Raw genomic sequence first — 19,210 nt, 5'->3', positions numbered from 1 at the left:
ATGGGTGAGCTCCGGATCCTGTGGGGCCAGCGCCTGCGGCGTGACCGCTGGCAGCTGGCCATCTGGGTGCTGGGCATCGGTGCCATGGCCCTGTTCTCCGCTACAGCCATTCACCAGACCTACGGCAATGAGGCGGACCGTGCACAGATCCTGCAGGTCGCCATCGCAACCCCTGCCATCCTGATGCTGCGCGGCCTGGCCCGAGGAGCAAGCCTGGGCGCTTTCTCGTTCTTCCAGATCTACTCCTTCCTTGCCCTGCTGGCCGGCCTGATGAGCACCTTCCTCGCCGTCCGGCACTCCCGGGCTGACGAGGAAAGCGGAAGCGCCGAGCTGGTCGCGTCAACCCCGGCTGGGCGCCTGATCCCCGCAGCCGCAACGATCCTGCATGGCACCACCGCCAATGTGCTGGTGACGCTCTCTGTGTTTGCGGGCTTTTCAGCGGCCGGTTTGGACCCCGCCGGTGCCCTGGTGGCCGGGGCCGCAACGGGCGCCGTCGGCCTGGCCTTCCTGGGCGTCGGCCTCCTGGTGGCCCAGCTGATGGGAACCTCCCGCGGCGCAAACGGCTTCTCCTCGGCGCTGGTTGTCCTGGCCTACCTCCTGCGCGGCATCGGGGACGCCACGGGTACACCGAGCGCCGACGGGACCGTGATGACCGCGGGGGCGGCCAGCTGGTTCTCCCCGATCGGGTGGGGCCAGCAGACGTTCGCTTTCACGGGCGACAGGTGGTGGCCATTGCTGCTGCCGCTGGCGCTCGCGGTTGTTTGCGGGACCGCCGCCTGGCTCATCCTGAACCGGCGGGACAGCGGCGCGAGCGTGTGGGGAGCCCTTCCGGGCCGGGCCGCCGCGCGTCGAGGCCTAAGCAGCCCCACGGCGCTGGCCCTGCGGCTGCAGACCGGTTCGATCATCGGCTGGTGCATCGGCGGCCTGGCAATGGGGCTCCTGGCAGGCTCGCTTAGCAGCGCGATCGCCGCCGCGGACAATGTCGGCGGCAACATCACCGCCGCGCTGCGTGCCATGCTCCAGTCCCAGGGCGTGTCCCTCACGCAACTCATGATTTCGGCAATGTTCTCGATCGCCGGGATACTGGCGGCCGCGTGCGGGCTGCAGGCCGTCATCCGCCTCCGCCAGGAAGAATCGGCCGGTACCGCCGAACTCCTGCTCGCGGCACCCATCAGCCGGATGCATTGGCTGGTCAGCTATCTGCTGCTGGGAACGGCCTCGGTGCTGCTGGTGATGTTCCTGACGGCATTCGGAACCTGGGCGTCCCTGGCCGGCTCGGGCGACACCTCCGTCAGCGCGCAGGCTGTGTGGGAGACCGCTGCGGCCCAGCTTCCCGCGGCCCTGATCTACCTCGCCATCCCCGCACTGGTGTTTGTGCTGTGGCCTTCGGCCACCATCGCGGTGGGCTGGGCCCTTCTGGGGGCAGGCGTGGTGACGGGCATCTTCGGCGGAATGATCGGCCTGGACCAGTCCATCCGGGACCTCTCGCCGTTCACCCACACCCCCGTTCCCAACGGTTCGACGACGGACTGGAGCGGCGCGTGGTGGATGCTCGCAATCGCGGTGGTTGCCGGTGCCGTTGCCGTCATCGGGATGCGGCGGCGGGAAACGGGGACGGCATGATGGCCGGCGGGGTCAATGCGGTCAACGAGGCCGCGGTCAGCGAGGCGGACGTCAACGAGGCGGACGTCAACGCGGCGGCGGAGAAGGCGGCGGCAGGCTTCGCGGCGGCGGGCTTCCCCAAGATGCCCGCCCGTGCCCTGATGGCACTGGTCTCGTCCGAGGACGGAAGCCTCACCGCCGCCGAGCTTGCGGACCGGCTGGGCGTGAGCGCGGCCGCGGTGTCCGGGGCCGTGCGGTATCTGCAGACCGTCGGGTTCGTGCAGCGGGTCTCGCAGCCGGGCAGCCGCCGGGATCTGTACGCCCTCCACGACGACGCCTGGTACATCGCCACCATGCGGAAAAGCCCCGTCTATCAGAGCCTGGCCGTTCTGACAGATGCCATTGCCGAAGCGCTGCCCGCGGGATCGGCCGCGGGGGCCCGGGTATCGGAAATGGGCCGTTTCTACCGATTCCTCCACGCCCGGGTTCCCGCCCTCCTCGATGACTGGGAACGCCAACGGGCCAGCGAACCTGAAGGAGCTATGGCCCGGGGAGGCAGACCATGACCATCATCGACAACGCCGTTTATGTCGACGGGCTCCGGACAGAGGACCCCGAAAGCCTGGACGAGACCTACTTCGTCCTGCGCCAGCGCGAGGGGATGGCATGGATCGGTCTGTACCGCCCGGATGCCGAGGAACTGCGGTCCGTCGCCGAGGAGTTCGATCTCAACGCGCTCGCCGTCGAGGATGCCCTGACCGGCCACCAGCGCGCCAAACTGGAGCACTACGGCGAATGCGTCTTCGTGGTGCTGCGGCCCGCCCGCTACCTGGACGACGTCGAGAAAGTGGACTTCGGCGAGATCCACGTCTTTGTGGGGCCTGACTACGTGGTGACAGTCCGGCATGCCGAATCACCGGACCTGGCCCGGGTCCGCCGCCGGATGGAAGCCATGCCCGAGTTCCTGGCCCTCGGGCCGGACGCGGTGCTTTACGCCATCCTGGACCAGGTGGTGGACGAGTACGAACCCGTGGCCGCAGGCCTGGAGAACGACGTGGACGAGATCGAGGACGACCTCTTCGGCGCCGATCCTGACGTGTCCCGCCGGATCTACGAGCTCTCCCGCCAGGTCATCACGTTCCAGCGCGCCACCGGTCCGCTCGTGCCCATCCTGCAGGGGCTGCTCACCGGGACCCCCGGGCGCCCGCCGGCCGACGAACTGCGGGACCACCTCCGTGACGTCCTGGACCACGCCATCCGGCTGAACGAACGGGTGGCCTCCTTCCGGGCACTGCTGCAGAACGCCCTGGCCGTCAACGCAGCCCTGGTGGCCCAGCGGCAGAACGACGAAATGCGCAAGCTCACCGAATCCAGCTTCTCCCAGAACGAGCAGGTCAAACGCATTTCCTCCTGGGCGGCCATCCTCTTCGCGCCCACCCTGGTGGCCTCGATCTATGGGATGAACTTCCGCGACATGCCCGAGCTCAACTGGCTGTTTGGCTACCCCTTTGCATTGGGTTTGATGCTGGCAATGGGGGTAACGCTTTACCTGACGTTCAAGCACAACAAGTGGATCTAGGTTGTCCACATAGGCCCATTGGCTTGCGTCCCGGGAACCGGGCCGCCGGTACAGTGAAGCCATGCCCGCCCTTCCTTTCGCTCTCCCTCCCGTCGAGGAACTGCTGGCCAACGCCCATGTGGTGAGCCTGCCCATGCGGGTGAAGTTCCGCGGGATCATGGAGCGCGAGTCCCTGCTGCTGCGCGGCCCGCTCGGCTGGGGCGAATTCTGCCCGTTCCCTGAATACGCCGATACCGAGGCCTCCCGCTGGCTCGCTGCCGCCATCGAGGCCGGCTGGTCCGGCTTCCCTGCTCCTGTCCGATCGGTGATTCCGGTCAATGCCACCGTGCCCGCGGTCCCTGCCGGGCGGGTGGCTGAAGTGCTGGCACGCTTCGGCCGGGTGGACGCCGTCAAGGTCAAGGTGGCCGAACAAGGCCAGACCCTCGACGACGACGCCGCCCGCCTCGCCGCCGTCCGCTCCGCCCTGCCGGACGCCGCCATCCGCGTGGACGCCAACGGTGGCTGGGACGTGCCTGCCGCCGTCGAGGCACTCACCCGGTTAGCCGCCGTCGGGCTCGAATATGCCGAGCAGCCCGTACCCACGATTGAAGGCCTGGCCGAGGTCCGCTCACGGTTGCGGGCCGCGGGCACTCCAGTGCTGATCGCAGCGGACGAGAGTGTCCGCAAGGAATCCGACCCTTTGCGTGTGGCGCGGGCCGGCGCGGCCGATCTCATTGTTGTCAAGGTGGCGCCGCTTGGGGGAGTGCGGCGCGCCCTGGACATCGTGGCGCAGGCAGGGCTCCCCGCCGTCGTGAGTTCCGCGCTGGACACCTCGGTGGGCATCCGCGCCGGGCTCGCCCTGGCGGCGGCGCTGCCGGAACTGCCGTATGCGTGCGGGCTCGGGACCGTCTCGCTGTTCACCTCGGACATCACCCTGGACCCGCTGGTGGCAGACGACGGCGCCATCCGCCTCCGCGACGTCGCCGCCGATGCCGGGCTGCTGGAGCAGTTCGCCGCCCCGGCCGGCCGCCGCGACTGGTGGCTGGACCGCCTCCGCCGCGTCCACGCCCTCCTCGGCCCCACCGCCCCCTAACCCACCCACGACCCTCTGGCACTTCCTGCACGTTTTCGGGCGACCCTCTTGCATATCCCTGCAGGTCACCGGCCATTAACCGGGATTTCACCTTGCTGACGGCTCCACGTTGGAACGGGCTGACAGGGTGGGCGGGACCCGATCGTCATACTGGAGGCAACCCTTGTCTGAAACGACACCCCGCAAATTCTCCCTGCTGCCCATGCTTGGCCACACCAAGGGCAAGCGCAGCGCCGTCACCTGTGCCCTGAAATGCGACAACGCATGCTCAGGCGACGTCTGCAACACCAGCTCAAACAGCTACTTCCGCGATATCGCGTCCGCCACGATGTCCCGCCGCGCCGCCCTGGGCTTCGGCGCCGCAGGTGCGCTCGCCGTCGTCCTCGGCTCTGCTGTCACGTCCGCGGAACCGGCCGTTGCCGGCGGCCCGGGCCTGGCACCCGCAGCGAAAGAGGGCTTCGGTGCCTCGAAGCTGAAGTTCACGCCGATCGCTCCGGTGGACAAGCTGGTTGACGCCGTTACTGTCCCTGAAGGTTTCACCTGGCAGCCCGTGATTCGCTGGGGTGACCCCATTTTCAACGGCACACCGGACTTTGACGTCAACAACCAGACGGCCGCCGCGCAGGAAAAGCAGTTCGGCTACAACAACGACTACTCGGACATTATCGAGATCCCGGACACCAAGGGCCGCCGCGCCGTTCTGTTCGCCAACCACGAATACACCAACGAGGGAATCATGTTCCCCGCCACGATGCCGGCGGCGCAGATGCGCGCGGTGGGACAGGCCGCGCACGGACTGTCCGTCGTCGAGTTGGAGCGCAAGAACACCACCAAACCGTGGACCTACGTCAAGGGTGCGCCGCTGAACCGCCGCTTCCTGAACAGCACCATTTACGAACTGACCGGCCCGGTTGCGGGATCGCCGCTGGTGAAGACGGCTGATGACAAGGCAGGCCGCTTCATCAAGGGCACTTTGGGCAACTGTTCCGGCGGAACCACCCCGTGGGGCACCATCCTCTCCGGCGAAGAAAACTTCAACGGCTACTTCGTCGCCCCCGGCACCTCTGATTACGACAAGCGCTACGGCCTCACCAGCAAGGCCACCGCGCGCCAGTGGGAAATTGACGAAGATCGCTTCGACACCCGCAAGCCGGGCTACGAAAACGAAGCCAACCGCTTCGGCTACATCGTCGAAGTCGACCCGTTCGATCCCACTTCCACCCCGAAGAAGCACTCCTCGCTGGGCCGCTTCAAACACGAGGGCGCCAACGTGATCATTGCCGAGAACGGCAAGGTTGTGGCCTACTCCGGTGACGACGAGCGCTTCGATTACCTCTACAAATTTGTCTCACGGGACTTCTACAAAGAGGGCGACCGCAAGCACAACATGACGCTGCTCTCCGCCGGCGACCTGTATGTCGCGAAGTTCACGGGCAACTCTGCTGACTTCAAGGCCGGCGAGGTTCCGGCGGACGGCGCGTTCGATGGCACCGGTCAGTGGCTGCCCCTGGTGGTCAACGGCGAGTCCAAGGTGGACAAAATGAGCGTTGAGGAGGTCCTGGTCTACACCCGCCTCGCAGCAGACAAAGTCGGCCCCACCAAGATGGACCGATGCGAGGACGTACAGCCGAGCCTGCACACCGGCAAGGTCTACGTCGCATGCACCAACAACAGCAAGCGCGGCATCGACGGCAACGTCTTCGCCGACGAGGCGAACCCCCGCAACAAGAACAAAGACGGCCACATCGTCGAAATCACCGAGGTCGGGGGCCAGGACTCCACGACGTTCGCCTGGAACCTGCTCATCGTCTGTGGAGATCCTGCCGTGGACAAGTCGACCTACTTCTCCGGTTTCCCGGCGGACAAGGTCTCGCCCATCTCCTGCCCTGACAACCTCGCGTTCGACTCCGTCGGAAACCTGTGGATCTCCACCGATGGTGCGCCCTCCGGCATCGGCAAGGCTGACGGCCTGTTCAAGGTCACCCTTGACGGCGCTGAGCGCGGCAACGTGGAGCAGTTCCTGGCTGTGCCTCGTGAAAGCGAAACCTGCGGCCCCATCGTGCACGACGAAGAACGGACCGTGTTCGTCTCCGTCCAGCACCCGGGCGAGGAAGGAACGTTCGCGGCCCAGCGCTCCTTCTTCCCGGACTACGTCAAGGAAGGTGCGACGCCGGCAGCCGGCCAGGCCCGCGCGCCCCGTCCGTCCGTCATCCAGGTGTTCCGCACGGACGCTTAGTTGTTCCTGACCAACGCTCTCTCACCTTTTGTCCCCTTCGGGGCCGTCGGTGGGAGAGCGTTTGGTTTTAAGCGGCAGGGAGTGCCAGAGCGTCGAGGGGTGGCAGACTGGACCGGTGACTTCCCTGAACTCCCTCGCGGCGGCGAGGCTCGCCGTCGACGCCCTGACCGACGGCGGTATCCAGTACGTGGTGGTCTCGCCCGGCTCCCGCTCCGCCCCCATGGCCTACGCCCTGGCAGAGGCTGAAGCCGCCGGCCGGATGGAACTCCTGGTCCGCATCGACGAGCGCAGCGCAGGCTTCACCGCCCTCGGCCTTGCCCTCTCCACCGGCTCCCCGGCGGCCGTCCTCACCACATCTGGCACCGCCGTCGGGAATCTGATGCCCGCGGTCATGGAGGCAAACCACGCCGCCGTCCCGCTGGTGATCCTGTCAGCTGACCGGCCCGAGGAACTGCTGGGGACCGGGGCGAACCAGACCACCGTCCAGCTGGACCTTTTCGGCGAGCATGTCCGTTTCGCAACCGACGTCCCTGCCGGCAGCGACCCTGTACGCGCCGTGGAAACCGCGCTGTCCGCAGCCACCGGCGCCTTTTCCGACCTCGCTCCCGGACCTGTCCAGCTCAACCTCGCGTTCCGAGACCCGCTGGTCCCGGCACCGGGGGAAGGGCTCCCGACGGCGGCCGGCCGCCCGAAGTTCCGCATCGGCACCGACCCCCTCACCATGGACCTCCCGCCCGCTGCCGCCGCCTTGGACGAACGGCGCACCGTGGTGCTGGCAGGGCACGACGCCGGGCCGGTCGCCGAGGCGTTCGCGCGCGCCCACGGCCTGCCGCTGCTGGCCGAACCGTCGTCCAACGCGCGTTTCGGGCCCAACGCGGTGGGGCCATACCGCCTCCTGCTCCAGCACTTCGGGCCGGATTCAGCAACGCCGATCGAGCGGGTGGTGATGTTCGGCCGGCCCACATTGTCGCGGCCGGTTTCTGCCCTCCTGGAGCGCGCCGACGTCCCGTCCGCCCTGTACCAGCCGGTCCCGGTGGCCTGGTACGAGCCTGGCCGGCGGACCGAGCTGCCGCTGGAGAACCTGGCCGATCTCGCCGAATTCGCTGGCCGCGGACCGTCCGCGTGGCTGGACAAATGGCTGCTGGCCGGTTCTGCCGCGCAGCATGCACTCGATGGTGTCCTGGCCGCGGAAGTCGATGCGACCGGCCCGGCCGTGGGCTCGCTGGTCTGGAAGCACGCCGGTGGCCAGCTGATGCTCGGATCCTCCAACGGCATCCGCGACGTTGACCTGGCCGGCCTTCCCGCAGCCGCGCCGGCCGCCACTGTCTACGCCAACCGCGGCCTCGCCGGGATCGACGGCACCATCTCCACCGCCACCGGCATCGCGCTGGGCGGCCGGCAGGAAACCACCCTGCTGCTGGGCGACGTCACCTTCCTGCACGACGCCGGCGGCCTGCTCCTGGGTTCCGGCGAGGACCAGCCGCAGCTCCGGATCGTGGTCCTCAACGACTCCGGTGGCGCCATCTTCAGCCTCCTGGAGCACGGTGCCGTAGAGGAATCCGGACGTTACGCGGACACGGTGGAACGGCTCTTCAGCACCCCCCACGCAGTGGACATCGCGGCACTGGCCGCGGCATACGGCGTCGGGCACTGCTCAGTAAGCACGACGGCGGGACTCGCCGAGGCGCTCACCGCACCCGTGGCGGGGCGCAGCATCATTGAAGTCCGCACGGACCGTACCGACCTCCGCGCGCTCCACGCCCGGATCAACAAAGCCGTGGCCGCCGCCGTCGCAGGAGTCCTCGCGGGCTGACCCCCGGACGCGGTTTCGGCCCCGGGACGCGCTAATGCCCTGCCGCTACGGGGATTCCGGTAGCGACAGGGCACAAGTGTGTCGAAAATGAAGCCGCGCGTCGGCAGGCAAGCCGCGTCCTGGAAGGGGCGCCTACTCCTCGATCTCGATATGCGTCGGGTCCAGGACTCGGCGCAGGAATTCCTTGGTGCGGGCCTGGGTGGGCGCGGAGATGACCTGTTCGGCCACGCCCTCTTCAACGACCACGCCGCCGTCCATGAAGACCACGCGATCGGCCACTTCGCGCGCGAAGCCCATCTCGTGGGTGACCACCAGCATGGTCATGCCCTCCTTGGCCAGGTTCCGCATGACCGAGAGGACATCGCCCACGGTCTCGGGGTCCAGGGCGGAGGTTGGCTCGTCAAAGAGCATCAGCTCGGGGTCCATGCTCAGGGCACGGGCAATGGCCACGCGCTGCTGCTGGCCGCCGGAAAGCTCGTCCGGGAAACGGTCGGCGAGGTGGCCCAGGCCAACGCGCTCCAGGTTGTGCAAGGATACTTTGTCTGCCTCTTCCTGGGACCGCTTCAGGACCTTGGTCTGGGCGATCGAGCAGTTGCGCTTGGCGTTCAGGTGCGGGAACAGGTTGAACTGCTGGAACACCATGCCCACCTTGCGGCGCATCTTGTCGATGTCCACATCGGGATCGGTGGCCTCGAAGCCGCCCACGTGGATGGCTCCTTCGTTGGGCTGCTCGAGCAGGTTGACGCAGCGCAGCAGGGTGGACTTGCCGGAACCCGACGGTCCGATCAGGCACACCACCTCGCCGGGCGCAACGTTCAGGCTGATGCCTTTGAGGACCTCGTTGCTGCCGTAGGACTTGCGGAGGTCCTTGATGGACACGCCCGCCGCGTGGAGGGTGCCGGTGTTGCCGGCGGAGGAATTTACGACGTCGTTCATGGCTTCCCTGCCTATCGCTTGGTCCGCGCGGAGCGGCTTTCGAACTTCCGGGCCAGGAGGCTCAGCGGGATGGTAATGACCAGGTAGAAGGCACCGGCCACCAGGAGCGGGGTCAGTCCGGCGCCCAGGCTGGAGATGCCGTCGCGGCCGAACTTGGTGAGCTCGTACTGCGAGGCGGTCAGGCCCAGCACGTAGATCAGCGAGGAGTCCTTGGTCAGGAGGATGACCTCGTTGGTCAGCGGTGGCAGCACGATTTTGAACGCCTGCGGGATCACGATGGACACCATGGCGCGCCACAAAGGCATGCCCAGCGAACGGGCGGCCTCGAGCTGCCCCTTGGGCACAGCCTGCAGGCCGGCGCGGAGGGTCTCGGCGATATATGCCGCAGCCACCATACCCAGGGAGATCATCACAATAACGGTGACGTTCCACTGGACGCCGAACGCCAGGGGAACACCGTAACCGAAGGCGATGAAGACCAGCAGTGCCGGGATCCCGCGGAAGAACTCGATGTAGCCGGTGGCGATCCAGCGGTAGAGCGGGAAACTGGAGAGTTTCATCAGAGCGAGCAGCAGGCCGCCGGTGAGGCCCACCGCGAAGCCGAGGAACGTGTAGATCAGGGTGTTTTTGAGGCCCACAAGGAAGATGTCCGGGAACATCGGGCCGATCTTGCCGAAGTTGAAGACGCTGTTGCCGATGGTTTTCCAGTCGGTGGCCAGGATCAGCGCGACCACGGCCACAATGAAGATGCCGATCTGGACATACAGGCTCACTCTGGCCCGTTGACGTGCGGTCATTGCCATGGGATGCTCACATTCGTTTGCGTGGCTGAGGCCCCGGACGGGCTGCGGTGAGTCTCGTCAGGGGCCCCAGCGGCGTAATTCTCAGGGCTGCAAGGCCTCAAGCGTGCATGAGGCCGGGGTGGTTGCTACTTGGCCGTCTGGCCGAACCAGGTGGTTTCGAACTTCTTCAGGCTGCCGTCATCCGTGAGCCGCTTGAGGGTCGCATTGACCTTTTCGGCCATGGCCGTGTTGCCCTTCTTGATGGCAATACCCAGCTTCTCGCCGGTGGCGTAGTTCTCGACGCGCTTCCACTCGGGCTTGTCCTTGATGGCGTAGGCCAGAACGGACTGGTTTCCCAGGGCCGCGTCGATGGTGCCGGCCTGGACTGCCTGCACCAGAAGGCCGGAGTCCTCAAACTGCTGCGCGTCGATGCCCTTGTCAGCGGCGTACTTGGCGCCGGTGGTGGCCTGCTGGACGCCCACCTTCTTGCCCTTGGCGCTGTCGATGCCGGTGATGCCCGAAGCGGTGGAGGCCAGGAGGGTCAGGTCGTCATCCATGTACGGGGTGGAGAAGTCCATGGCCGCTTTACGGACGTCCGTGATGGAGATGGACGAGACGCTGAGGTCGCACTGGGTCAGCGCGGTGCCGGTCTCGATGGCTTCGAAGGAGCTGTCCACAACGTTCAGTTCGGCCTTGAGGTCTTTGGCGACCTCGGCAGCGATGTCCATGTCGAAGCCGACGATCTTGCCGTCCTTCTGGAATTCGAAGGGCTCGTACGGAACGTCGGAGCAGATGGTGAGCTTGCCGGCGTTGATGAGGGCGATTCCGCCTTCGGAGGCTGCCGGGGTGGAGCTGCCGCCGCAGGCCGTGAGGGTGAGGGCGCCGGCGGCAAGGAGGGCTGCTGCCTTGGCGGCGATTTTGGCGTGTGCCAGGGACTTGAGCTGCATGTTTCTTACCTTTTGTTGCAGGAGTGTGCGGTACTAAATCGGTTCATAGTGTATCGCCGAATGTGAGATGTGCATCACACGAAACACATTTTTACTATTGGATAACTAAACCACGCCGAGATCAAGTCCTGCGGGAGAACTAACTGCGGATTCCTAAGGACTCCAGCATCGGGCGGAACTTCGCCCAGGTCTCCGCCAGCTCGGCCTCGGGCTGCGATCCGTCCACTATGCCGCAGCCGGCATATAGCCGGACGGTGTGCAGGTCCTCGATGACGGCGCCGCGGAGGGCGATGCCCCACTCGCCGTTGCCGGCGGCGTCCAGCCACCCGACAGGGCCGGCGTACGGTCCGCGGTCCAGGTGCTCCAGCTTGCGGATCAGGGCGCCCGCCACCAAAGTTGGCGTCCCGCAGACTGCGGCGGTGGGATGCAGCGCGTTGATCAGCGCAAGGCAGGTGGGCACGTGGCCTTCGACTTCCGCGAGTTCCGCCTTGACGTCCGAGGCCAGATGCCACACGTTCGGCAGCTCCAGGATGAAGGGCTCGTCGTGCGCGTTCATGGCCTCGGAAAACGGCGCCAGCTGCGAGGTGAGCGACTGGATGGCGATCTCGTGTTCGTGCCGCTGCTTCTCGGATCCGGCCAGAACCCGCTCCGCATAATCCATCGGAATCCCGTCCTCGCCGTGCGCGTCGCGGCGGTCCAGGGTTCCGGCCAGGACGCGCGCCTGGGCGGTGCGGCCCTCCACCTGGATCAGCATCTCGGGCGTGGCACCCACCAGCCCGTCCACGCCGTAAGTCCAGCATTCGCGGTACCGGAGGGCGAGCTCGCGCAAAACCTTCGCCGCGCTGACGCCGGCCGGAAGCGTGGCCACGATGTCCCGCGCCAGCACCAGTTTCTCCAGCGCCCCGGTCCGGATTTCCGCCACGCCGGCCGCGACGGCCGCCATCCAGTCTTCCTCGCTGAGCGAACCGGTGTGCAGGGTTGCGCCCGCTGCCAACGGCGAAGGGCGTACGACGGCGCCGCCTCCCTTCCTGGAACCGGCGGCGGAGGTGCCGTCCCCGCCGGAGGGAACCGCCGACGCCGGGCCGTCACCAAAGGTGAGGGTGTCACCGGGATTGCCGCCGCTGAGCCAGCCGGCCAGCGCGGTGAGGGCGCCCTCCCTGCTGAGTTCGCCGTCGTCGAACGTTAATTGGGTGAGCCAGTACTGGCCGTCACGGACGCCCACCACGATCTCGGGCACGATCAGCCGTGATTCAAACGGGGACTTCTTGGAGAAGGCGAAGGAGCCGAACGCGACCGGGCCGGTGCCGGGAAGTTCCACGGAATCGGTGATGTTGGCTTCGAGGACGAGGTGGCGCCACCAGATGTCGGCCTCGAGGAAGCGTTCCGGGCCCGTTGCGGTGAAGCGTGCGATTTCGCCGAAGCCCACCAGCCCGGCTTCGCGGCGTGTCCAGCAGAGGATGTCGTCCCGGACCAGAAACTGAGGCAGCCCCTCGGGAGATGCTTTTCCATCCAGGGGGACGGTCAGGGTCTGTAGGAGGCTGGTGCGGAACGTGCTCGTCATGATGAGACAACACTACTCGTTACAATCTTCACCGGGCTTTCAGCCCACAGCCCAAGATTCGCTGGTGGTTCGTGGCCGCGCGGAACATTTGCGACAATGGCATGGTGAACCGAGCATCCTTGGATAAGCGTCCGGACGAAGTAGCCACGATGTTTGACGACGTCGCACCTAAATACGACGTCGTCAACGATGTCCTTTCCATGGGACAGACCCGCCGCTGGCGCAAGGTTGTGGTGGAAGCCGTGGCCGCGAGGCCGGGCCAGCGTGTGCTTGACCTGGCTGCGGGCACGGGTACGTCCAGCGAGCCATATGCCGATGCAGGCATAGACGTGGTGGCCTGCGATTTCTCCCTCGGAATGCTCAAAGTGGGCAAGCGCCGCCGCCCTGACATCAACTTCGTCGCCGGTGATGCCACCAACCTGCCGTTCGCTGACAACTCCTTTGACGCCAGCACCATCTCCTTTGGCCTGCGCAACGTCAACGAGCCCAAGAAAGCCCTGGCGGAGATGCTTCGCGTCACCAAGCCCGGCGGCAAGCTGGTCATTGCCGAGTTCTCCCAGCCCGTGGTCCCGCTCTGGCGCACCATGTATACGGAATACCTCATGCGTGCCCTGCCGGCCATCGCCGTCAAGGTGGCGTCCAACCCGGACGCGTATGTCTACCTCGCCGAGTCCATCCGCGCCTGGCCGGACCAGGACAACCTGGCCGCGTGGCTGCAGGAATCCGGCTGGGAAGGCGTCACCTACCGCAACCTGACCGGCGGGATCGTGGCCATCCACCGGGCCACCAAGCCGCTGGACTCAACCCCGGATGGGGCTGCATCCGCCATCGCCGCGCACAAGGGCCCTGTGGCCAAGCTTCGCCGCAACATCACCCGCTGACGGCGTGAAGGTACTGATTGTCGGCGCCGGGCCGGCCGGGTCCACCGCCGCGTATTACCTCGCCAAGGCCGGTATCGACGTCACGGTCCTGGAAAAGACGAGCTTTCCGCGCGAGAAGGTCTGCGGCGACGGCCTGACCCCGCGGGCAGTCCGCGAAATCCAGAAGCTCGGACTGCCGCACGCTGAGGCGGACGGCTGGCGCCGGAACAAGGGCCTGCGCCTCCTCGCCGGCGGCCGGACCATCGAACTGCCGTGGCCCGAGGTCTCGGACTTTCCGCAGTACGGCCTGATCCGTACCCGCCTCGGTTTTGACGAGGAACTGGCCCGGCACGCCCAGGCCGCCGGCGCGGTGGTTCTTGAGCGGCACAGCGTCACCGAAGCCCTGCGCTCCGAGGACGGCCGCGTGACCGGTGTCCGCGCAGCGCTCCTGGATGAGTCCGGGCGCAAGACGGGGGAGACGCGCGGGTTCAGCGCCGACGTCGTACTCGCCGCGGACGGAAACTCCACCCGCACCGCCGTGTCCCTCGGCATCCAAAAGCGCGACGACCGCCCGCTCGGCGTCGCGGTGCGCACCTACTTCACCTCGCCGCGCCACGACGACGACTGGATGGAAGGCTGGCTGGAACTCCCCGGCCGCGACGGCAAACTTCTCCCGGGCTACGGCTGGGTGTTTGGCGTCGGCGACGGCACCTCCAACGTGGGCCTGGGGATCCTGAACTCCTCGAAGGAATTCGGCAAGCTGGACTACAAGCAGGTCCTGCGCGAATGGACCGCCGGAATGCCCGCCGAATGGGGCTTCACGCCTGAAAACCAGGTGGGCGAAATCCGCGGTGCCGCGCTGCCCATGGGCTTCAACCGCACACCGCACTACTCATCGGGCCTCCTGCTCCTGGGCGACGCCGGCGGCATGGTGTCCCCGTTCAACGGCGAGGGCATCTCCTACGCGATGGAGTCGGCACGGTTCGCGGCCGAGTTCATCATCGATGCTTCCTCCTCTGCAACGCACGACGCCGACACCCACCTTGCGGGCTACGCGGACTACGTGCGGAACCAGTGGGGCTCGCACTTCACGCTCGGCAGGGCGTTTGCCGCGCTGATCGGAAAGCCTGCTGTCATGAAGCTCGCATTGCGCACCGGCATGCCGATTCCGGTCCTGATGCGCTTTGTGGTGCGGCTCCTGGCGAACCTCACCGACCCGGCCGCGAAGGGCTTCGAGGACCGCGCCATCCGGGTCCTCGAGTCCCTGGTTCCGGCCACATCCAATACCTCCCCGGCTACGAACCAGCGGTATCCGCAACAAAAAGTTAGGGTTAACCCGTGACTAACTCCGCAGACCACAGCTGGACGCACGCCGGGCACGGCCTGCCGGACTCCGAACCCAGCCTTAACACCACCGCCATTGCCACGGGCCTCCAGCTGCCCGCCGGCTTTGCGGCGATCGCGGAGGACGCCGAGCTGGGCCCCGCCATCACCAACAACCTGGCCCGGGTGGAGAAGAAGCTCCGCGAAGCCATCGCCAACTCCGATCCGCTGGCTGACGCGACGTCGCGCCACCTGGTGGAAGCCGGCGGAAAGCGCATCCGGCCCCTTTTGACGCTGCTGTGCGCGCACCTTGGTGACGCTTCGCTGCCGGCCGTTGTGCAGGCTGCCGTGGTGGTTGAACTGACCCACCTGGCGACGCTGTACCACGACGACGTGATGGACTCGGCCCCGTTCCGCCGCGGCGCCCCCACGGCCCACGAGGTCTGGGGAAACTCCGTGGCTGTCCTCACCGGCGACCTCATCTTTGCCCGCGCCTCCATCCTCGTGTCCGAGCTGGGCTCGCGCGCCCTGGGCATCCAGGCCCGCACCTTCGAACGCCTGTGCCTGGGCCAGCTGCACGAGACCGTGGGCCCGCGCCCGGACGAGGACCCTGTGGAGCACTACCTCTCCGTCATCGCCGACAAGACCGGATCCCTGGTGGCTGCTTCCGGCCAGCTTGGCGCCATCTTTGCCGGCGCCGATCCGGCGTATGAGAATGTGCTCGTGGAATACGGCGAGAAGGTGGGCGTGGCCTTCCAGCTCGCCGACGACGTCATCGATGTCACGGGCGTGAAGGTCAAGTCCGGCAAGTCCCCGGGCACGGACCTCCGTGAAGGTGTCCCCACGCTGCCTGTGCTGTTCCTGCGCCGGGATGCCGCCGCCGGCGACCAGTCCGCCGTCGAACTCCTGAAGCTTATTGATGGGGACCTGACCTCGGATGAGGCGTTGGCCTCCGCTGTGGCCGGGCTGCGCGAGCACCCCGTAACCGCCGAGTCCTGGGTGGTTGCCCGCGGCTGGGCCGATGAAGCCATTGCGGCCCTTGCCCCGTTGCCCGAGGGTGTGGTGAAGTCTTCGCTGTCCAACTTCGCGCTGGCCGTGGTGGACCGCGCCAGCTAGCCTCTGGTCTTCTGGGTCCTGGCTACCTTGGTCCTGGTTTCCTGTTAAACGGAATAGCCCCGGTTCTCTGCAACGATACGAGTCATACGTTGCGTCGAACCGGGGCTATTTCTCCGTTCGCATCAGATCCGCCGGAGGCGTTTAGCGGATCCGTGAATAGTCTATGACAGGTTTGTCACAAAGTGCAAGCCAGCTGTTACTGCGTGTGTCACAGGCTTTCTGGCACCTTCGTGGGGCACTTTGCGGTCTGTTGGACTTTGTCCTCGGTCGAAAGGCGGCGGGTCCGTGTCAAAGTGCCCCCCGACGGCAGGCTTTTCCACATGGCACAACCTGCGTGTGACCTTTGCTGCGGTGCGGGGGCACGGTGGAGCCATGGAGATTGAGACATTTCTCGGCGAGCGGGCCGGCGTAGCCCGGGCCTCCACCCTCCGTGGGGCAGGATTCCCGCGGACTTACCTCGACAAAGCCCTGGCCGCGGGTCGCATTGTCCGGATCCGGCGAGGCATCTACAGCACTCCGCGTGAGGCGGGTGCATTCGGCATGGCGCTGCAGCACAACGCACTGCTCACATGCCTGTCGGCTGCCCCGACCTATCGGCTGTGGACTCTCCACGAAGCGTCTTCGGTGCATCTCAGCCCAGGGCATAAGGCGGCGCCGCCGGGTACGCGGGTCCATGGCCGGTGCCCTCATCCCGCCCACCCCTGGCTACCCGTAGCGGGACTGGCCGACGTCCTCATCCATTCGTTGCGATGCTTGCCCACGGTGGAGTCGCTGGTCATGCTCCAGTGCGCAGCCCAGCGCGGCGACATCACCCTGGAGTTCCTGCGGAGGAAGCTCCCCGGAAACAGGAACGCCCGAGCCCGGTCTGTCCTGGACAGCGTCATTCCTCGGGCTGATTCCATCCTTGAGGTGCTGGCCAACTACCACTTCCGCCGTGCGGGTCTTCATGTGCGGCGGCATGCGGAGATTCCAGGAGTGGGAGAGGTGGACTTCCTGATAGAGGATTGCCTCGTTGTGGAGACCGACGGCGACACCCATTTGGAGCCACGCCAAGTAAAAAAGGACCGGAAACGCAACAATGCCACCTTGGTTGGCGGGCACCTTGGCCTCAGGTTCGGCTACGCCGACGTCGTCCATCACCCTGAGCAGATGGTGGCCAAGGTGTTGGAGGTCCTTGAGCTTTCCCGTCAGGGAGCTTTCAGCGCGAGGTAAGTCCCGCCGTCGTAGGGCACTTTGGGCGACTTAATCGCGGAAACAGGCCCACGGAGCGGCGTGTCCGTGTCAATGTGCCCCGTTCAGGCCGCAGGGGCATGCATCAGGAGGCGTCCGCGGGGCAGGTGCAGGGGAGGGGTTCAGTCCTCTTCGTCGTTGAAGGCCCACTCGAACATGTCGAAGACGAATTCGGAGAAGGTGCCTTCCTCGGATTTCCACTGGCCGCGGGCGTTGTTGCGGCGGTACACGATGGGGTCCGGGACGCTGAGGTCGCCGACGCGGATGCCCCAGGTGAACTGTTCCTCTTCGTCCTCGAGGAACATCAGGAAGCCTTCGTCATCAACTTCCAGTTCTTCGGGATCCCAGAAGTAGTGGTAGGCCTCCATGAGGTCCTCGCAGCCGCCCACAGCCTGGTAGAACTCCTTCAGAACCAGCGGAACCTGGAACTGGTGTTCGGCGAGGGCAGCTTCCAGCTCCTCCGTGGAAATGCCGTCCTCTTCCTGCCATTCGTCTTCGAGATACTTCGGAACAAGCGCGCGGAATTTCTCGAGGAACATGTCAGTCATGGCTCTAATCCTAGCTAATCGCCGGGGCCCGAAAAGCCGCCCGGAGACCCACCCGGAGACCCACCCGGAGACCCGCCGGTGTCACCCCGCCGGAGCCAGCCGTGAACGGCCAGCGGTGCCTGCCAGTGGCGGCGCCAGGCCAGGACCCGGAAAGTGAAGACCACGGCGGCGACGCCGGCTGCCGAGAGAACGTTGAAGCCGCCCGCAACCCACAGCACAGCCGTCAGCGCGGCCCCGAGAAACGCGGGCAGCGCGTAGATGTCCCGGGGATTGAAAAGTTCCGGCACCTCGTTGGCAGTGACGTCCCGCAGCAGGCCGCCACCCACCGCCGTCATGACGCCCAGCAGCACTGCCGCCACCGGATTCATGCCCACAGCCAGGGCCTTCACCGTGCCGGTCATGCAGAACAGGGCCAGCCCGCCGGCGTCGAACAGGGTCAGCAGCGACGTGAACCGCTTGACGCTGGTGTAGAGGAAGTAGACCAGGACCGTGGCCAGCAGCGGCGGGAACAGGTACGCGGGGTTGGTGAACGCGGCGGGCGGGCCGCTGGCGAGGATGAGGTCGCGGATCACTCCGCCGCCCAGGCCTACAAGGGAGGCCAGAAGCAGCGAACCCACAATGTCGATGTTCTTCCGCGCTGCCAGGAGCGAGCCGGACACCGCGAAGAAGAACACGCCCAGCAGGTCCAGCCACACGGGAGCGTTGTCAAAGGCGAATGTCATGGTGTCCCGGCTAGGTGAAAGTTGGGCGGACAGGGCGGCTCCAACGTTACGCTAGCCCCTATGAATAACCCGATCATGATCGCCTGTGCCCACGGGACGTCCAGCGCCCAGGGTGCGGCCGAGGTCAACGCCCTCAGGGACAGCATCGCCGCCCTGCGCCCCGGCCTTGACGTGCGGGAAGCATATGTGGACGTCCAGCAGCCTGACCTGGTGGACGTGGTGGCGGGCCTGCCCGAAGGTACGGAAGCCGTCGTCGTGCCTTTGCTTCTGAGCGTGGGGTACCACGTGAAAGTGGACATCGCGCGGGCCGTGAAGAGCAGGCCTGGGAGCCTGGCTGCCGCGCCGCTGGGCCCCGATCCGAGGCTTGCCGCGCTCCTGGACCAGCGGCTACGCGAAGCCGGCGTTACCGACCGCGACCTGATCGTCCTTGCCGCCGCCGGCTCATCGAACCCCAACGCCGCCCTCAGCGTGGAGGAACTTCTGGGCCAACTCCGGGAGCTGCGGAGCAACCGGATCGTGGCCGCCTATGGCGCCTCTGCCAAGCCTGCAGTGCCCGACGCCGTCGCCATGCTCCGCGAAGAGGCCTCCGGGGGTGCCGGAGCCGGGGAGTCCGCCGGAGCCGTGGACCTGGGCGGCAGGGTGGTGATTGCGTCCTACCTGCTGGCGCCGGGCTTCTTCCACGACCAGCTGGGCAAGGCGGGTGCCGACCTCGTGACCGAGCCGCTGCTGCCGTCGCCCGTGCTCGCCGAAATCGCGCTGGACAGGTACGACGCCGCCGTCGCAAGCGGGCAGTAGCAAAGGGCCCCGGGAAGCACAGTGGAGGGGCATCTTCAAGGCTCTTCGGCGTTTCGTGACGAAATGTTTCCCTAGGTGACTCAACGTT

General features: G+C 66.6%; 16 protein-coding genes and 1 pseudogene. 11 read left to right on the top strand and 6 right to left on the bottom strand.

Going from position 1 to position 19,210, the window contains the following annotated elements; translation table 11 throughout:
- The 6 genes and pseudogenes from ACS5PJ_RS17270 (at position 1) to menD (ending at position 8,302) form a co-directional block, all read left to right on the top strand.
- Entirely contained in the window at positions 1–1,623 is a 1,623-nt protein-coding gene (locus ACS5PJ_RS17270) for an ABC transporter permease (protein ID WP_439436091.1), read from the top strand.
- A pseudogene (locus ACS5PJ_RS22600) lies at positions 1,620–2,060 on the top strand (GbsR/MarR family transcriptional regulator); the annotation flags it as partial. The gene ACS5PJ_RS17270 and the pseudogene ACS5PJ_RS22600, both read left to right, overlap by 4 nt.
- A 104-nt stretch (positions 2,061–2,164) precedes the next feature.
- Positions 2,165–3,181 carry a magnesium and cobalt transport protein CorA gene (locus ACS5PJ_RS17260; protein WP_439436090.1) on the top strand — a complete coding sequence of 339 codons (1,017 nt, stop codon included), beginning with the start codon at positions 2,165–2,167 and terminating at the stop codon, positions 3,179–3,181.
- 61 nt (positions 3,182–3,242) lie between these two features.
- The gene (locus ACS5PJ_RS17255; protein WP_439436089.1) at positions 3,243–4,253 is read left to right on the top strand and encodes an o-succinylbenzoate synthase; all 1,011 of its coding nucleotides are present in this window, start codon (positions 3,243–3,245) and stop codon (positions 4,251–4,253) included.
- A 163-nt stretch (positions 4,254–4,416) separates the two neighbouring features.
- Positions 4,417–6,489 (top strand): PhoX family protein, encoded by a 2,073-nt coding sequence (locus ACS5PJ_RS17250; protein ID WP_439436088.1) that lies wholly within the window; start codon positions 4,417–4,419, stop codon positions 6,487–6,489.
- 115 nt (positions 6,490–6,604) lie between these two features.
- On the top strand, positions 6,605–8,302 hold the full coding sequence (gene menD, locus ACS5PJ_RS17245; protein WP_439436087.1) for a 2-succinyl-5-enolpyruvyl-6-hydroxy-3-cyclohexene-1-carboxylic-acid synthase: 1,698 nt from the start codon (positions 6,605–6,607) through the stop codon (positions 8,300–8,302).
- Between the two features lie 132 nt (positions 8,303–8,434).
- On the opposite strand, the gene ACS5PJ_RS17240 is transcribed toward menD, so the two are convergent.
- The 4 genes from ACS5PJ_RS17240 to ACS5PJ_RS17225 all read right to left on the bottom strand — a co-directional run bounded on the left by ACS5PJ_RS17240 (position 8,435) and on the right by ACS5PJ_RS17225 (position 12,528).
- On the bottom strand, positions 8,435–9,238 hold the full coding sequence (locus ACS5PJ_RS17240; protein ID WP_439436086.1) for an amino acid ABC transporter ATP-binding protein: 804 nt from the start codon (positions 9,236–9,238) through the stop codon (positions 8,435–8,437).
- Between the two features lie 11 nt (positions 9,239–9,249).
- Positions 9,250–10,041, bottom strand: a complete 792-nt coding sequence (locus ACS5PJ_RS17235; RefSeq protein WP_439436085.1) for an amino acid ABC transporter permease — start codon at positions 10,039–10,041, stop codon at positions 9,250–9,252.
- A gap of 125 nt (positions 10,042–10,166) precedes the next feature.
- A complete protein-coding gene (locus tag ACS5PJ_RS17230; RefSeq protein ID WP_439436084.1) occupies positions 10,167–10,967 on the bottom strand; it encodes an ABC transporter substrate-binding protein in 801 nt (266 codons plus the stop codon).
- A 139-nt stretch (positions 10,968–11,106) separates the two neighbouring features.
- A complete protein-coding gene (locus ACS5PJ_RS17225; protein ID WP_439436083.1) occupies positions 11,107–12,528 on the bottom strand; it encodes an isochorismate synthase in 1,422 nt (473 codons plus the stop codon).
- 104 nt (positions 12,529–12,632) lie between these two features.
- Between ACS5PJ_RS17225 and ACS5PJ_RS17220 the strand changes: the two genes are divergently transcribed.
- The 4 genes from ACS5PJ_RS17220 (at position 12,633) to ACS5PJ_RS17205 (ending at position 17,039) form a co-directional block, all read left to right on the top strand.
- On the top strand, positions 12,633–13,409 hold the full coding sequence (locus ACS5PJ_RS17220; RefSeq protein WP_439436249.1) for a demethylmenaquinone methyltransferase: 777 nt from the start codon (positions 12,633–12,635) through the stop codon (positions 13,407–13,409).
- A gap of 4 nt (positions 13,410–13,413) precedes the next feature.
- Positions 13,414–14,730, top strand: a complete 1,317-nt coding sequence (locus ACS5PJ_RS17215; RefSeq protein ID WP_439436082.1) for a geranylgeranyl reductase family protein — start codon at positions 13,414–13,416, stop codon at positions 14,728–14,730.
- Positions 14,727–15,827, top strand: a complete 1,101-nt coding sequence (locus tag ACS5PJ_RS17210; RefSeq protein ID WP_439436081.1) for a polyprenyl synthetase family protein — start codon at positions 14,727–14,729, stop codon at positions 15,825–15,827. Before ACS5PJ_RS17215 ends, ACS5PJ_RS17210 begins: the two co-directional genes overlap by 4 nt.
- Before the next feature lie 372 nt (positions 15,828–16,199).
- On the top strand, positions 16,200–17,039 hold the full coding sequence (locus ACS5PJ_RS17205; RefSeq protein ID WP_439436080.1) for a type IV toxin-antitoxin system AbiEi family antitoxin domain-containing protein: 840 nt from the start codon (positions 16,200–16,202) through the stop codon (positions 17,037–17,039).
- Between the two features lie 140 nt (positions 17,040–17,179).
- Here the strand turns inward: ACS5PJ_RS17205 and ACS5PJ_RS17200 are convergent, their stop codons facing one another.
- Positions 17,180–17,605, bottom strand: coding sequence for a hypothetical protein (locus ACS5PJ_RS17200; RefSeq protein ID WP_354146335.1), 426 nt, complete (start codon positions 17,603–17,605; stop codon positions 17,180–17,182).
- A 14-nt stretch (positions 17,606–17,619) separates the two neighbouring features.
- Complete coding sequence (locus ACS5PJ_RS17195; protein WP_439436079.1) at positions 17,620–18,327, bottom strand: trimeric intracellular cation channel family protein; 708 nt, start codon at positions 18,325–18,327, stop codon at positions 17,620–17,622.
- Positions 18,328–18,387: 60 nt separating this feature from the next.
- Between ACS5PJ_RS17195 and ACS5PJ_RS17190 the strand changes: the two genes are divergently transcribed.
- Entirely contained in the window at positions 18,388–19,122 is a 735-nt protein-coding gene (locus tag ACS5PJ_RS17190; protein WP_439436078.1) for a sirohydrochlorin chelatase, read from the top strand.
- The last annotated feature ends 88 nt before the right edge of the window (positions 19,123–19,210 follow it).

Origin of the sequence: Pseudarthrobacter cremeus (genome assembly GCF_051857465.1) — a bacterium.
In the GTDB taxonomy this organism is placed as follows: Bacteria; Actinomycetota; Actinomycetes; order Actinomycetales; family Micrococcaceae; genus Arthrobacter.
Note: the sequence above shows the minus strand (reverse complement) of the source record. Positions and strands in the feature narration are given on the sequence as shown.